Source organism: Pseudomonas sp. SJZ077, from assembly GCF_007993905.1.
In the GTDB taxonomy this organism is placed as follows: Bacteria; Pseudomonadota; Gammaproteobacteria; order Pseudomonadales; family Pseudomonadaceae; genus Aquipseudomonas; species Aquipseudomonas mandelii.
Genome location: NZ_VIUJ01000005.1, coordinates 226,832 through 241,820, shown reverse-complemented (window position 1 = coordinate 241,820; position 14,989 = coordinate 226,832). Strand labels below are relative to the sequence as shown.

The 14,989-nt window shown below is 61.2% G+C and carries 16 protein-coding genes and 1 riboswitch; of the genes, 11 read left to right on the top strand and 5 right to left on the bottom strand.

The window, feature by feature from the left end:
- Positions 1-18 precede the first annotated feature (18 nt).
- Positions 19-840, top strand: a complete 822-nt coding sequence (locus FBY01_RS11050) for an HDOD domain-containing protein (RefSeq protein WP_145307399.1) — start codon at positions 19-21, stop codon at positions 838-840.
- 43 nt (positions 841-883) lie between these two features.
- On the opposite strand, the gene FBY01_RS11045 is transcribed toward FBY01_RS11050, so the two are convergent.
- Together FBY01_RS11045 and FBY01_RS11040 are read right to left on the bottom strand one after the other, a co-directional pair.
- Positions 884-2,272: a sensor histidine kinase gene (locus tag FBY01_RS11045; RefSeq protein WP_010462282.1), complete on the bottom strand. Its 1,389-nt coding sequence runs from the start codon at positions 2,270-2,272 to the stop codon at positions 884-886.
- Positions 2,265-2,936, bottom strand: a complete 672-nt coding sequence (locus tag FBY01_RS11040) for a response regulator (RefSeq protein ID WP_007898613.1) — start codon at positions 2,934-2,936, stop codon at positions 2,265-2,267. Before FBY01_RS11040 ends, FBY01_RS11045 begins: the two co-directional genes overlap by 8 nt.
- Positions 2,937-3,327: 391 nt before the next feature.
- Here FBY01_RS11040 and FBY01_RS11035 point away from each other — a divergent pair, with 391 nt between their 5' ends.
- Genes FBY01_RS11035 through FBY01_RS11020 form a run of 4 tightly spaced genes read left to right on the top strand, consistent with a single transcriptional unit; the run spans position 3,328 to position 7,371 of the window.
- Positions 3,328-4,305 (top strand): tripartite tricarboxylate transporter substrate binding protein, encoded by a 978-nt coding sequence (locus FBY01_RS11035; RefSeq protein WP_145307401.1) that lies wholly within the window; start codon positions 3,328-3,330, stop codon positions 4,303-4,305.
- 58 nt (positions 4,306-4,363) lie between these two features.
- Positions 4,364-4,822: a tripartite tricarboxylate transporter TctB family protein gene (locus FBY01_RS11030; protein ID WP_010462287.1), complete on the top strand. Its 459-nt coding sequence runs from the start codon at positions 4,364-4,366 to the stop codon at positions 4,820-4,822.
- Position 4,823: 1 nt separating this feature from the next.
- Positions 4,824-6,338 (top strand): tripartite tricarboxylate transporter permease, encoded by a 1,515-nt coding sequence (locus FBY01_RS11025; protein WP_145307403.1) that lies wholly within the window; start codon positions 4,824-4,826, stop codon positions 6,336-6,338.
- Positions 6,331-7,371 (top strand): AbrB family transcriptional regulator, encoded by a 1,041-nt coding sequence (locus tag FBY01_RS11020; protein WP_083374829.1) that lies wholly within the window; start codon positions 6,331-6,333, stop codon positions 7,369-7,371. The genes FBY01_RS11025 and FBY01_RS11020 overlap by 8 nt, the downstream gene beginning before the upstream one ends.
- 87 nt (positions 7,372-7,458) lie before the next feature.
- Here FBY01_RS11020 and ung read toward each other — a convergent pair whose 3' ends face one another.
- The gene (ung, locus tag FBY01_RS11015; protein WP_010462292.1) at positions 7,459-8,151 is read right to left on the bottom strand and encodes a uracil-DNA glycosylase; all 693 of its coding nucleotides are present in this window, start codon (positions 8,149-8,151) and stop codon (positions 7,459-7,461) included.
- Positions 8,152-8,283: 132 nt separating this feature from the next.
- Between ung and FBY01_RS11010 the strand changes: the two genes are divergently transcribed.
- On the top strand, positions 8,284-9,396 hold the full coding sequence (locus FBY01_RS11010) for an enoyl-CoA hydratase/isomerase family protein (protein ID WP_145307405.1): 1,113 nt from the start codon (positions 8,284-8,286) through the stop codon (positions 9,394-9,396).
- Positions 9,397-9,513: 117 nt separating this feature from the next.
- Here the strand turns inward: FBY01_RS11010 and FBY01_RS11000 are convergent, their stop codons facing one another.
- A complete protein-coding gene (locus tag FBY01_RS11000) occupies positions 9,514-9,957 on the bottom strand; it encodes a hypothetical protein (RefSeq protein WP_083374830.1) in 444 nt (147 codons plus the stop codon).
- A gap of 167 nt (positions 9,958-10,124) precedes the next feature.
- Complete coding sequence (locus FBY01_RS10995; protein WP_083374831.1) at positions 10,125-10,367, bottom strand: hypothetical protein; 243 nt, start codon at positions 10,365-10,367, stop codon at positions 10,125-10,127.
- A 277-nt stretch (positions 10,368-10,644) separates the two neighbouring features.
- Positions 10,645-10,745, top strand: a riboswitch (guanidine-I (ykkC/yxkD leader).
- 62 nt (positions 10,746-10,807) lie between these two features.
- Here FBY01_RS10995 and FBY01_RS10985 point away from each other — a divergent pair.
- From FBY01_RS10985 to FBY01_RS10965, 5 genes are read left to right on the top strand one after another with little or no spacing between them, the layout of a single operon-like run.
- Positions 10,808-11,875, top strand: a complete 1,068-nt coding sequence (locus FBY01_RS10985; RefSeq protein ID WP_145307407.1) for a putative urea ABC transporter substrate-binding protein — start codon at positions 10,808-10,810, stop codon at positions 11,873-11,875.
- Between the two features lie 15 nt (positions 11,876-11,890).
- Positions 11,891-12,706 (top strand): ABC transporter permease, encoded by an 816-nt coding sequence (locus FBY01_RS10980; RefSeq protein ID WP_077749608.1) that lies wholly within the window; start codon positions 11,891-11,893, stop codon positions 12,704-12,706.
- A complete protein-coding gene (locus FBY01_RS10975) occupies positions 12,703-13,491 on the top strand; it encodes an ABC transporter ATP-binding protein (RefSeq protein WP_010462305.1) in 789 nt (262 codons plus the stop codon). The genes FBY01_RS10980 and FBY01_RS10975 overlap by 4 nt, the downstream gene beginning before the upstream one ends.
- Before the next feature lie 12 nt (positions 13,492-13,503).
- A complete protein-coding gene (locus tag FBY01_RS10970; protein WP_145307409.1) occupies positions 13,504-14,229 on the top strand; it encodes an urea amidolyase associated protein UAAP1 in 726 nt (241 codons plus the stop codon).
- An 11-nt stretch (positions 14,230-14,240) separates the two neighbouring features.
- Positions 14,241-14,882 carry an urea amidolyase associated protein UAAP2 gene (locus FBY01_RS10965; RefSeq protein ID WP_077749606.1) on the top strand — a complete coding sequence of 214 codons (642 nt, stop codon included), beginning with the start codon at positions 14,241-14,243 and terminating at the stop codon, positions 14,880-14,882.
- The last annotated feature ends 107 nt before the right edge of the window (positions 14,883-14,989 follow it).

Below are 14,989 nucleotides of genomic sequence, written 5' to 3'. Positions count from 1 at the left end.
ACACCCTAGAGAAAAGAAATGAGCGAGCTGGCGGATAAGGTCCAACAGGATTTGGTTGAGGCCATCGATAACGATGACCTGGTTCTGCCAACGTTACCGGAAGTGGCCCTGCAGATTCGCAAGGCCGCTGAAGACCCGGAAGTCAGTGTCAGCACCCTGAGTAAAGTGATCGGCCGTGACACGGCGTTGTCGGCGCGTCTGATCAAAGTGGTCAATAGCCCGCTGCTGCGCGCGACCCAGGAAGTGACTGACCTGCACACGGCGATCACACGGTTGGGCGTCAACTACAGCAGTAATCTGGCGATCGGCTTGGTGATGGAGCAAATTTTCCACGCCCGCTCTGAAGTGGTGGCGCAGAAAATGCGCGATGTCTGGCGTAAAAGCCTGGAAATCGCCGGCGTCAGCTACGCGCTGTGCCGCAGTTACACACAACTCAAACCAGATCAGGCAGCCCTTGGCGGGCTGGTGCATCAGATTGGTGTACTGCCTATCCTGACCTACGCCGAAGACCATTACGAATTGCTGTCTGATGCGGTCAGCCTCAACCATGTCATCGATCGCATTCATCCCTTGATCGGCGACAAACTGCTCAGGGTCTGGGAATTCCCGGAAATGCTGGTGCAGTTGCCGGGGTTGTACCTGGACTTCAAACGCCAGTCCGAGCGGGTCGATTATGTCGATCTGGTTCAGGTGGCCAGCCTGTATTGCCACAAGGACACCGACCACCCGCTGGCCCGTATCGATGTGTTCAGCGTGCCGGCGTTCAAGAAACTGGGGATCGACCCGGAGAATGAGGCGATGTGCCGGGATCTGGAAGAGTCGCGGTCGATGTTTTACTGATCTTTGTGGCGAGGGGCTTGCCCTCTCGCCACAGGTAAAGTGTTCACTCCCCCGCAATAAAACTCACCCGTACCTTCAACCCCGCCGACTCACCATCGTGCAGGCTGATCTGTGCCAGGTGCGCGCGACAAATCTCACCGACAATCGCCAACCCCAGCCCGGACCCGGCCACTTGCTGGTTGCGCCGGTAGAAGCGCTCGAACACCCGATCCCGCTCATCAACGGGAATCCCCGGCCCGTCATCCTCGACCTCCAGCACCGCCGGCGCCGTGACCCGAAGAATCACATTGCCCCCCGGCGGCGTGTGAGCGAGGGCGTTGTCCACCAGGTTGCTCAGCAGTTCATTCAGCAACGTCGGTTCGCCGCGCAGCCACACTGGCTCGTCCGCCTCCAGCGCCAGGGCGACGCCGCGGGCATGGGCCAACGGCGCCATGGCCATGCCCAGTTCGCGCGCCAACTGACTCAGGTCCAACAACTGCGCGCCGCCCTCGGCAATCGCCCGGGCCCCGTTCTCTACCCGCGCCAGCGAAAGCAATTGATTGGCCAGGTGAGTCAGGCGATCCGTGCCTTGGGCAGCGGTTTCCAGGGTGCTGCGCCAGGTTTGCGGTTCGTTTGAACGCAGGCCCAGTTCAAGTCGCGCCTTGAGCGCCGCCAACGGCGTGCGCAGCTCATGGGCGGCATCGGCAATAAACTGCGCCTGCCGCTCGAACTGCCCGCGCAGTCGCTCGGTAAAGTGGTTGAGTGCGCGCACCAGCGGCCACAACTCATGCTGCACTTCCACCAGCGGCAACGGCCGCAAATCATCCGACTGACGCTCTTCCACCGCCGTGCGCAAGCGCTCCAGCGGGCGCAACGCCGCGCTGACCGCAAACCACACCATCAGCAACGCGCCGATGGCCAACATGCCCAAACGCAGCAACGTGTCCGCCGCCAGACTGCGAGCCATCGCGACCCGCGCCTCGTCGGTTTCTGCCACGCGGATTTCCGCCATGCCGTTCATGTTCGGCTCGCTCACCGGCTTGAGCAGGCTCACCACGCGCACATTCTGCCCTCGGTATTTAGCGTTATAGAAGCTCGCCAGCGCCGGATAGTCATCGGTACGCGGCGTTCCCGGGGGCGGCGGAGGGAGGTTTTCGTAACCGGAAATCAGCTTCTGATTGATGTCGTTGACCAAGTAGAAGATCCGACCGGCGCTGTCGTAGGCGAAGGTATCGAGGGCCACGTAGGGCACGTCGGCGCTGAGGCTGCCATCGCGCTGGGACACACCGGCGGCGATGGTCCGCGCCGACGCCAGCAGGGTCCGGTCATAGGCGGTATCAGCGGCTTCGCGGCCATTCCAGTACGCACTCAAACCACTGGCCAGCATTAACACCACCAACAACAGCGCCAGGTTCCACAACAATCGCCAGCGCAGGCTGCTGGGCTTATGCATCGCGGCTTTCCAGCAAATAGCCGAGGCCGCGGAAGGTCACGATAGCGACCGGTTGGCCATCCAGTTTCTTGCGCAGGCGGTGGACGTAGATTTCGATGGCATCCGGGCTCGCTTCTTCATCGAGGCCAAACACCTGAGCGGCCAGTTGCTCTTTGCTCATCACCCGACCGGGCCGGGCGATCAATGCCTCGAGGACTGCCTGCTCGCGAGAGGTCAGGGTCAGCAATTCTTCACCGAGGGTGAAGCGCCGAGTGTCCAGGTCATAGGCCAGGACGCCGCAGCGCTGCTGACGCTCACCGCCCAGCACGCTGCGCCGCAACAAGGCTTTGACCCGGGCCTCGAGTTCGGTCAGTTCAAAAGGTTTGGCCAGGTAATCGTCGGCACCGAGGTTGAGCCCGTGCACCCGGTCCTTGACGTCGCTGCGCGCGGTCAGCATCAGCACCGGCAGGTTCTTGCCCCGGGCCCGCAGGCGCGCCAGCACTTCGAAACCATCCATGCGCGGCAGACCGACATCGAGGATCGCCACCGCGTACTCCTCGCTGCTCAAGGCCAGGTCGGCCGCCACGCCGTCGTGCAGCACATCCACGGTCAACCCGGTGCTCTTGAGCGCCTGGGCGACACTTTCGGCGAGCTGCAGATGGTCTTCGACGAGCAGGACACGCATGGATCTTTACCTCATTCAGGGATGGTCGACGCCATTCTTTGGCGCGGAGTTTACAGCCGCATCCGCCGCTGTGAAGCCTGAAAACTGTGAAAGCCAACTGAAAGGTTAGCGAAAGGTTAGCCCGTTAGAGTCGCCCCATGGATGGTTTCGACTGCAGGCCACCCGATCGTGCTTTGAAATGTAGCTCCCGAAAAACGCCTCGATGCGTTTTCGCCAATAAGAACAATAACGAGGTACTGCACCATGCTGGCCAGACAGCTTCAGGTTTGCCCGTCCCACCCGTTTTTTCAATCCCTCTCGTTCACGTTTGTCAGCGCTCCTACCGGCTGCACGACGCGAATCCGCCGCACCTGAAACATCCCCAAAAACAAAAACTCCCGTGGAGACAACAATGAATCGATCACTGCGCCGTTTCGCCCTCGCCGCCAGCTGCATGCTGTTCGCCGGCCAACTGATGGCCGAGCCAAAACGCCCTGAATGCATCGCCCCGGCCTCGCCAGGCGGCGGTTTCGACCTGACCTGCAAACTGGCGCAAAGCGCGCTGGTGAACGAAAAACTGCTGACCAAACCGATGCGCGTGACCTACATGCCCGGCGGTGTCGGCGCGGTGGCGTACAACGCGGTGGTTGCTCAGCGTCCGGCCGATGCCGGCACGCTGGTAGCGTGGTCCAGCGGTTCGCTGCTGAACCTGGCCCAGGGCAAGTTCGGTCGCTTCGATGAAACCCATGTTCGCTGGCTCGCCGCCGTCGGCACCAGCTATGGCGCCATCGCAGTAAAAAGCGATTCGCCTTACAAGACACTCGACGATCTCGTGCAAGCACTGAAGAAAGATCCAAGCAAAGTGGTGATCGGCTCCGGCGGCACCGTCGGCAGCCAGGACTGGATGCAAACCGCGCTGATTGCCAAGGCCGCCGGGATCAACCCGCGCGACCTGCGTTACGTCGCCCTTGAAGGCGGCGGTGAAATCGCCACCGCCCTGCTCGGCGGCCACATCCAGGTCGGCAGCACCGACATCTCCGACTCCATGCCGCACATCCTGAGCGGTGACATGCGCTTGCTCGCCGTATTCGCCGAGAAGCGCCTGGACGAGCCGGAAATGAAAGACATCCCGACCGCCAAGGAGCAAGGCTACGACATCGTCTGGCCAGTGGTTCGCGGTTTCTACCTCGGGCCAAAGGTCAGCGACGAAGACTACGCCTGGTGGAAAGCCGCCTTCGACAAACTGCTGGCGTCCGAAGACTTCTCCAAGCTGCGCGATCAACGTGAACTCTTCCCGTTCGCCATGACCGGCCCAGAGCTGGACACCTACGTGAAGAAGCAGGTCGCGGACTACAAAGTGCTGGCCAAAGAGTTCGGCCTGATCCAGTGATCGCCTCTGTCTAGCGGCTGCGGCCCCGATTTGCGGGGCCGTGGCACAGGAGTTTCCCATGCTCTTACAACGCATTTTTGCTTCGGTGCTGTTGCTGGCCTGTGTTGGCCTGGCACTGATGGCCTGGCCGTACCAGGCGGCTTTTTCCTACGAACCGGTGGGCCCTCGCGCGTTTCCGCTACTGATGCTCGGTTTGATGGGGCTCGGCCTGCTGTACATGGTGTTTCGGCCGACGCCGATCATCCACAGCGACGATGACCCAAAACTGGACCGCGAAACGCTGATCAAGATCGGCATCTGTGTGGTGCTGTTGCTGGTGTTCGCCGGCACCTTCGAACCCCTGGGTTTCATCGTCGCCAGCATCCTGATCGGCGTCCCCATGGCTCGCCTGTATGGCGGCCGCTGGCTACCGAGCGCGGTGATCATCAGCCTGATGGCCATCGGTCTTTACCTGCTGTTCGACAAGTTGATGGACGTGCCACTGCCTTTGGGCGTACTCGACGTTCTGGAGAACTGATATGGATACTCTTGGCTATTTGGGTCAGGGCTTCGGCGTCGCGCTGACCCCGTATAACCTGGTGACCGCACTCTGCGGCACCCTGATCGGTACCGTGGTCGGCCTGTTGCCCGGCCTGGGCCCGATCAATGGCGTGGCGTTGTTGATCCCGATCGCGTTCGCCCTGGGCCTGCCACCGGAGTCGGCTTTGATCCTGTTGGCGGCGGTTTACCTGGGCTGCGAATACGGCGGCCGGATCAGCTCGATCCTGCTGAACATTCCGGGCGAAGCGTCCACTGTCATGACCACCCTCGACGGTTATCCGATGGCCCGCAAAGGCATGGCCGGTGTGGCCCTGTCGTTGTCGGCATGGAGTTCGTTCATCGGTGCGTTCATCGCCACGTGCGGCATGGTGCTGTTCGCGCCGTTGCTGGCGAAATGGGCGATTGCCTTCGGTCCGGCAGAATATTTCGTGCTGATGGTGTTTGCGATTGTCTGTCTCGGCGGCATGGCCGGTGATCGTCCCCTGAAAACGTTCATTGCCGCGCTCATCGGTCTGTTTCTGTCGAGCGTCGGGATCGATGCCAACAGCGGCGTGTACCGTTTCACGGGAGACAACATCCATCTGACTGACGGCATTCAGTTCGTGGTGCTGGTGCTGGGCCTGTTCTCCATCAGCGAAATCCTCCTGCTGCTGGAGAAGACCCATCGCGGTCAGGAAGCGGTGAAAGCGACCGGCCGAATGATGTTCAACGTCAAGGAGGCTTCGGCGGTGTTCATGGTGAACATCCGTTGCGGCTTGCTGGGTTTCATCATGGGCGTGTTGCCGGGTGCGGGCGCGACCCTCGCCAGCGCCGTGGCCTACATGACCGAGAAGCGTATCGCCGGCGCCAAGGGCACCTTCGGCCAAGGTGACATGCGCGGCCTCGCCGCCCCGGAAACCGCCATCGGCGGTGCAGCCTGCGGTGCACTGGTGCCCATGCTGACCCTCGGCGTTCCAGGTTCGGGGACCACAGCAGTGATGATCGGCGCGCTGTCGCTGTACAACATCACGCCCGGCCCGCTGTTGTTCCAGCAACAACCTGACATCGTCTGGGGCCTGATCGCCTCGTTGTTCGTCGCCAACGTCATGCTGGTGATCCTCAATATCCCGATGATCCGCATCTTCACCCGCATCCTCGCCGTGCCGAACTGGGCGCTGGTGCCGGTGATCGCGATCATTACCGGGATCGGCGTCTACGCGGTGCACGCCACCACCTTCGACCTGTTCCTGATGATCGGCATCGGCATCTTCGGTTACATCCTGCGCAAGCTGGAATTCCCGTTGTCGCCCGTGCTGCTGGGCTTCATCCTCGGTGGCTTGATGGAGCAAAACCTGCGCCGTGCGCTGTCGATCTCCAACGGTGCGCTGGAGATCCTCTGGTCGAGCCCGATCACGTTCGGTTGCTGGGTCCTGACGGCGATCATGCTGTTGATGCCGATCCTGCGGATCTGGCGTAAACGTTCGGCTGCTCAACGCGCCATCGCCGATGTCTGATCGACCACCTTTCAACGCCTGGTGGGGTACGCCGCTGGTCGGCGCGCTGGGCGGTTACCTGGCCAGTCTGGTCGGCTGGCCGCTGCCGTGGATGGTTGGCTCGTTGCTGGCGATCATCCTGGTGCGCTGCCTGACACCCTGGCAATTGGCGGAAATCCCTGGTGGCCGCAAGTGCGGCCAATGGATCGTCGGGATCGGCATCGGCCTGCATTTCACCCCAGTGGTGATGGAGCAGGTGTTGAGTCACTTCGGCCTGATTTTCTTCGGTGCGTTGATCACCAGCCTGTCCGCCGTGGTCGGGGTCTGGTTGATGCGGCGCACCGGGGAGGATCGCGCTACCGCCTTCTTTTCCAGCATGCCAGGTGGCTCCGGGGAGATGGTCAACCTCGGCGCGCGTAATGGCGCGGTGCTGAGTCGAGTCGCGGCTGGGCAAAGTCTGCGAGTGCTGGTCGTCGTGCTTTGCGTGCCGGCAGCCTTCAAGTATTTGCTGGGCAGCGGCACACCGATTTTTCATCCCTCCGCCGTCAATTGGTGGTGGCTGGCGCTTCTCTTCCCGGCGGGCGCCTTGGCGGCCTGGCTCTGGGAACGTCTTCGTCAACCCAATCCGTGGCTGTTCGGGCCGTTGCTGGTCAGTGCAACGGTGAGCATCGGTTGGGATTTGCACATCGGCTTGCCCCATGGCGGGAGCCAGATCGGCCAATGGCTGATTGGCAGCGGCCTGGGTTGTCATTTCAATCGGCAGTTTTTCCGCCGGGCGCCCTCTTTTATGGGACGGACCTTGGTCGGCACGATTTTGACCATGCTGATCGCTACGGCGGCGGCACTGGGCTTGAGTGCGCTGACGCATCTGGATCTGCGTTCGCTGACGCTGGGCATGATGCCTGGCGGCATTGCGGAGATGAGCCTGACGGCGGAGACCTTGCAACTGTCCGTCCCGCTGGTGACGGCGATGCAGGTGATGCGGTTGTTGTTTGTGTTGTTTCTGGCGGAGCCGTTGTTCAGGTATTGGAATCGCGAGCCTGAGTCAGACTGAGGACCGAGTCGCCTTCTTCGCGGGCAAGCCTCGCTCCTACAGATTCGTGCAGGACCTGTAGGAGCGAGGGTTGCCCGCGAAGCTTTTTTAGACTGGCGGCAACCGCCACTCAATCGGCGTTTCGCCATTCTGTTCAAGAAACTTGTTGGTCCGGCTGAAATGCCCGCACCCCAGAAAACCGCGATAAGCGGACAGCGGTGACGGGTGCACCGACGTCAGCACCAGGTGCTTGGTGGCATCGATGAGTTTCTGTTTGCTCTGGGCATGCGCGCCCCACAGCATGAACACCAGATGTGGTTGCTGTTGACTGACCACTTCAATAATTCGATCCGTGAAAAACTGCCAGCCCTTGTCCTTGTGCGCATTGGCGTTGGCGCGCTCGACCGTCATGGTGGTGTTGAGCATCAACACGCCTTGATCAGCCCAGCTCTGCAGATAGCCGTGGTTGGGGATGTCGATGTTCAGGTCGCGTTTCAACTCTTTATAGATGTTTACCAGCGACGGTGGCGCCGGCACACCCGGTTGCACCGAGAAGCACAGCCCGTGGGCCTGTCCCGGGCCGTGATACGGGTCCTGACCGAGGATGACGACCTTGACCTTGTCCAGCGGCGTGGAGTTAAGGGCGTTGAAAATCATTGGGCCCGGAGGATAAATCTCCTTGCCCGCCGCGCGCTCCTGCTGCAGGAAATTACGCAACTCTGCCATGTAGGGCTGGTCGAATTCGGCACGTAGTGCCTCCTTCCAGCCCGGTTCGAGTTTGATACGGTCATCAGCAGTCATGGTTACATCCGGCAAAAACAATGGGGCGAACCCTAGGAAAGCCCACCACACTTGTCAATTGATCTGACGCAGATCCGGCACTTTCCTGTACAGCGATCATACTGAACGCTCAATTTCACTATCGAGGTCACGATGAATCTGCACTTCGAAGAACTCACCGGCACCGACGGTGCGCGCATTGGCATCGCCAGCCTCGATGCCGAAAAGTCGCTCAACGCCCTCTCCTTGCCGATGATCAATGCCCTGCGCGATCAGATGGACGCGTGGGCCAAGGATCCGCAAATCGTCTGCGTTCTGCTGCGCGGTAACGGCGCCAAGGCTTTTTGCGCCGGCGGCGAAGTGCGCAGTCTGGTCGAAGCCTGCCGCGCTCACCCCGGTGAAGTGCCGCCGTTGGCCGCGCACTTCTTTGCTGCGGAATATCGCCTGGACTTCAATCTGCATACCTACCCCAAACCGCTGATCTGCTGGGGCCATGGTTATGTGCTGGGCGGTGGCATGGGGTTGCTGCAAGGCGCAAGCATCCGGATTGTCACGCCGAGCAGCCGCCTGGCGATGCCGGAGATCAGTATCGGTCTGTATCCGGACGTTGGCGCCAGTTGGTTTCTGTCACGCCTGCCCGGCAAGCTCGGGCTGTTTCTGGGGCTGACCGGCGCTCACATGAACGGTCGTGATGCGATCGACCTGGGCCTGGCTGACCGTTTCCTGCTCGATGAACAGCAAGAAGAGCTGATCGAAGGCTTGCTGCAATTGAATTGGCAGGAACAGACGCCAATGCAGCTCAATAGTCTGCTCAAGGCCTTGCAGCAGGAAGCCGTCGCGCAAATGCCCGCCGCGCAGTGGCTGCCTCGACGCCAGCAAATCGATGAACTGCTGGATGTCAGCGATGTGCGCTGCGCCTGGAAAGCCATCAGCGCTCTGCGCGACCATTCGGATCTGCTATTAAGTCGAGCGGCGAAGACCATGACCGAAGGTTCGCCCCTGACCGCTCATCTGGTGTGGGAACAGATCGCCCGCGCCCGGCACATGTCATTGGCGCAGGTCTTTCAGATGGAATACACGATAAGCCTCAACTGCTGCCGTCATCCGGAGTTCAGCGAGGGGGTTCGGGCGCGATTGATTGATAAGGACCAGAAGCCGCACTGGCACTGGCCTGACATCAATAACGTGCCGGATGCGGTGGTAGAGGCGCACTTTCATAAAGTCTGGGAAGGTCGGCATCCGCTGGCCGATCTGTCGGAATACTAAAAAATGTGGGAGCGAGCCTGCTCGCGAAGGGGGCGTGTCAGTCGACATTGATGTCGCCTGACCTACCACCTTCGCGAGCAGGCTCGCTCCCACAGGTATCGCGTTTAATTGATGAGGTTAACGACGGCCACCCCGGCCGTCGTGATCGCCGCGACCGTTATGGTCGCCTCGTCCGCCGTGATTGTTGCGTCCGCCATGGCCACGGTTATCGTTGCTCCAACCGCCGCGGTTACGGCCGTCCCAACCATGGGCCCGGTAGTCGCCCCGTTGCGACTGGTAATAACGAGGGGCCGGTTGATAAACCCGCGGCTGGTGGTAATACCGCGGCGTTGGCTGGTAATACCGCGCCGGTGGCGCGTAGTAGCGGCGCGGCTGCGTGTAGTAACCGCCGCCACCTGAATAGTAAGGTCCGCCACCGGAATAATAGGTGGGCGCTGGCGAGGTATAGACATCGGAACGGTAGTAGCTGCCTCCTCCATCGGAATAGGGCACGCACGCACCAAGAGACAATCCCAATACTGCAATCAGAAGAATTCGGTGGAGCTGTTTTCGACAGAGCATGGCGGCCTCCTGGACCGCGAGTGAGCCATACCAGCGACGCTGGCAGGCGACAGTCAATTATTCGGTGACTGTCGAAAGATCAGACATCGCTTTCCAAATCTGGTGCGTTCCTGAAACAGATTGAAACAAGTAGCCGATGAAAGGTTTTTCATCTATTCACCCGCTGATTAATGGTGGCCACCGCGGTATCCACCGCCGTAATGACGTGGCCCGTGCCCGCCCCAATAGTAGTAGCGATAGCCCCCATAGAAGCGCGGGCCGTAGTAATAACGTGGGCCGTAATAATAGGAATAGGGAGAATAGCCGGGGTAGTAATAAGGCGCGGAATACACATCGTAACCACCGGCGTAGTAATAGCAGCCGGATAGCCCAAGACCGAGAACCATACCGAACAACAGTCGACGAAACATGGCGGCCTCCTGAAAGACCCACAGCCGCAACAGGCCGGCTGACATCCATTTGACTGGCAATGCCGGGGCGAGTGCCGAAGGGTGCGGACCTTCAGATCAGCGGCCACGACGTCCCATAGCGGTGCACCTGCGCACCATCACAAGGCAGCACCGCCTCGCCTGCCCCACGCGCTCATCGCGCAATCCCCTACCCTAGAGCCCTCAAGCCAACTTGGCACGGCTCTCGCTTTAGCAAACCCGTGCAGGAGTCATCACAAGGTTCGCGGCACCACAATTTGCAATGGCTGACTAGGGTTCCGGCTCGCTAAGGCGAGTGGCTGGTCCGAGAGTTGGCGACCTCCAGTTGAGGTTACACGGCGGGACAAAAGCCCGGGAGACAAGCCACCGTTCGCGGTGCTGCGTTGACTCCTGCCCGCCCTTGATCAACTGGAGAACCACCCATGCTCAAGCTTCGTTTACCCGCCCTGCTCGCCGCTGCCTTCGCAGCCCTCGTGAGCCTCCCGTCCCACGCCGCTCAAAAAGACCACTTCAGCGTCTGCTGGACCATCTACGCCGGCTGGATGCCCTGGGAATACGCCGGCAGCCAAGGCATCGTCGACAAATGGGCGAAGAAGTACGGCATCAAAATCGATGTGGTGCAGCTCAATGACTACGTTGAATCCATCAACCAGTACACCGCCGGCCAGTTCGACGGTTGCACCATGACCAACATGGACGCGCTGACCATTCCGGCGGCCGGTGGCGTCGACAGCACCGCGCTGATCGTCAGCGACTTCTCCAACGGCAACGATGGCATCGTGCTCAAAGGCGACGGCAAGAAGGTCGCCGACCTCAAGGGCATGGACGTCAATCTGGTCGAACTGTCGGTGTCGCACTACCTGCTGGCCCGAGCGCTGGATTCGGTCGACCTCACCGAGAAAGACCTGAAAGTGGTCAACACCTCGGACGCCGATATCTCGGCCGCTTTCAACACCGATCAGGTCAACGCCGTCACCACCTGGAACCCGATGCTGTCGGACATCAAGGCCAAGCCCGGGGTGACCGAAGTCTTCAACTCCAGCCAGATCCCCGGCGAAATCATGGACATGATGGTGGTCAACAGCGCCACCCTCAAAGACAACCCGGCCCTGGGCAAAGCCCTGACTGGCGCCTGGTTCGAAGTGGTCGCGTTGATGAACGCAAAAAACGCCGCCAGCAAGGTCGCACTCGAACACATGGCCAAAGCTTCGGGCACCGACCTGGCCGGTTTCCAGTCGCAACTCGACACCACCAAATTGTTCGCCACGCCCAAGGAAGCCCTGGACTTCTCCACCAGCAAGCAATTGCCGGAAACCATGCGCAAGGTCGCCGAGTTTTCGTTCCAGCACGGCTTGCTGGGTGAAGGCGCCAAAGACACCAGCGCCATCGGCATGGCCTTCGCCAATGGCGTGACCAGCGGCGACAAGACCAACCTCAAGCTGCGCTTCGACCCGACCTACGTGCAGATGGCCGCTGACGCCAAGCTGTAAACCGGAGGACTGGCCATGCGCCTGATCAATCGCCACCCGGATCGCCCGAGTCGTCTGCTATTGGTGATCCTGCCGTTCGCCCTGGTGCTGTTCGCCTACTTCATGGGCTCGGCCGAGCGGCTGACGGATAACCCCAATGACAAGCTATTGCCGAGCGCCGTGCAGATGACCGACGCGGTGAAACGCCTGGCGTTCACTGCCGACACCCGCACCGGTGAATACCTGTTGTGGCAAGACACCGCATCCAGCCTGCGCCGCCTGGCCATCGGCCTCGGCATCAGTGCGCTGGCCGGGCTGTGCCTGGGCATCGCCGCCGGAACGTTGCCGCTGTTCGGCGCGCCGTTGTCGCCGTTGCTGACGGTGTTGTCGATGGTGCCGCCACTGGCAATCCTGCCGATTCTGTTCATCGTCTTCGGGCTGGGGGAATTGTCGAAAGTGATGCTGATCGTGATCGGCATCACCCCGTGCCTGGCCCGTGATCTGGAACAGCGCGCCCGGGAAATTCCGGTCGAGTTGCTGATCAAGGCCCAGACCCTCGGCGCGTCGACCTGGACATTGATGCTGCGCGTGGTGCTGCCGCAACTGTTGCCGCGTCTGCTGATCTCGCTGCGTTTGATGCTCGGCTCGGCGTGGCTTTTCCTGATCGCCGCCGAAGCCATCGCCTCCACCGACGGCCTCGGCTATCGGATTTTTCTGGTGCGCCGCTACCTGGCGATGGACGTGATTCTGCCTTACGTGGTGTGGATCACCCTGCTCGCCTGGTTGATGGATTGGGGCCTCAAACGCCTGACCCAACGCGCGTTCCCTTGGTATGAAGGAGCCCGCGCATGAGCTTCATCACGGTAAAAAACGTCTGGCAGCAATACGCCGATCAAGTCGTGCTCGAAGGCCTGAACCTGAACGTCAACGAAGGTGAATTCTGCACCTTGGTCGGCGCGTCGGGTTGCGGCAAGTCGACCTTCCTGCGCCTGTTACTCGGCCAGGAACGCGCCAGTCGCGGCGAGATTCTGCTGGACGGTCAGGCGCTGGCTGGCGAACCGGATTCCAGCCGTGGCGTGGTGTTCCAGCGTTACTCGGTGTTCCCGCACCTGACCGTGCTCGATAACGTCGCCCTCGGCCTCGAACTGCCGCGCTCGCCCTTGCTCGGGCGCTTGTTCGGCAGTGCAAAAAAAGACGCCCGCGAACAGGCCTCAGCGCTGCTGCACAAGGTCGGCCTCGGCCATTCGCTGGACAAGTACCCGGCGCAGCTGTCCGGCGGCATGCAACAACGGCTGGCCATCGCCCAGGCGCTGATCATGAAACCCCGCGTGTTGCTGCTCGACGAACCGTTCGGCGCGCTCGATCCGGGCATCCGCAAAGACATGCACGCCTTGCTGCTGGAGCTGTGGCGCGAGACGCAACTGACGGTGTTCATGGTCACCCATGACCTGTCCGAAGGTTTCAGCCTCGGCACTCGTTTACTGGTGTTCGACAAGGTCCGCGTCGACCCGCACGCCCCCGGTGCCTATGGCGCGCGCATCACTTACGACATCCCTTTGAACAGCGACCGCCGCGTCAACCGCGCCGCCGTCGATGCCTTGCCGGCTGCGCTGGCGGGCACGCTTCGTATCGCTTAGAGGAATTTTGAAATGACTGATTCGACCCAGCTGTTCCCGCCCTTCGCCGAAGAAATGCTCCCTGGCGGCGGCCATCGTTCGTTCGTGTTGAAACGCGGCCAGTTGCTGCGCCTGACCGACCTGCGTGGCGGCGCCAACGTCAGCCTGACGCTGCTCAATGCCAATGAAAAAACCGAACGCCTGAACCTGCCCGACAGCCTCAAATGCCAACACACCGCCAAGCTCACCCGCGGCCATTGCCTCTACTCGGACATGGGCCGCGTGCTCGCCGCGATCACCGCCGACACCTGTGGCTGGAGCGACAGCCTCGGCGGCGTGCTCTGCGCTGAAGAAGTCGCGGAAAAATACGGCGCCGGCCGTTATCAGGAACTGCGCAACGGCTTTTTCCGCAACGGCGCCGACAACCTGTTGGTGGAACTGGGCAAGTGGGGATTGGGCCTGTCGGATCTGTTGATGACCCTCAACCTGTTCAGCCGCGTCAACGTCGATGAAGCCGGACGTTTCCACTTTGTCGAAGGCAACTCGAAGGCCGGCGATTACATCGAGTTGTACGCGCCGATGGACACCTTGGTGGTGCTCACCGCGTTGCAGCATCCGACGGACCCATCGCCGGACTACGCCCCCAAACCCCTGAAGCTCAGCTGGATGAACGCCGACGCCAGCGTCGCCGAACATTGCCGCACCTCGCGCCCGGAAAACGAGCGCGGCTTCATCAACACCGACCGTTTGTTCGCCTGAGGATCGCTGCCATGTCACTTGCAATCGCTACCGCTCAACAGTCGCCTGAAACTGCGGTCTACCGCGCCACCATCCCGGCCGGCGAACCGTGGCTGATGGAGGTCAAGGCCGGCCAGACCCTGCGCATCCTCGACCTGGAAGGTAACCAGGCCGTCGACACCTTGTTCTACAGCGTGGCCAATCCGAAGGAACGCTATGACGTGCAGCGCACGTTGCGCCGGCAGAACAGCGTCTACCTGAGTACCGGCAGCGTGCTTTATTCCAACCTCGGCAAGCCGATGCTGACCATCGTCGCCGACACCTGCGGGCGTCACGACACCCTCGGCGGCGCCTGCGCGCAAGAGAGCAACACCGTGCGTTACGCCTTGGAGAAACGCTACATGCACAGTTGCCGCGACAACTACCTGCGCGCCTGCGTGCATGACGGGCGACTGGGCAAAGGCGACATCGGACCGAACATCAACTTCTTCATGAACGTGCCGGTCACCGCCGACGGCGGGCTGACCTTTGAAGACGGCATCTCGGCACCGGGCAAATACGTCGACCTGCGCGCCGAAATGGACGTGATCGTACTGATCTCCAACTGCCCGCAACTGAACAATCCGTGCAACGCCTACAACCCCACTCCTGCGGAGCTTTTGGTATGGAACTGAAATTCGCGCGGTTGCGGCGGTGGTTGTTCACCCTGTGCCAGGCCCGTTCCGGGCAGTGCCTCAAAAAGTAAGAACACCTCAATCCAAATGTGGGAGCGAGCCTGCTC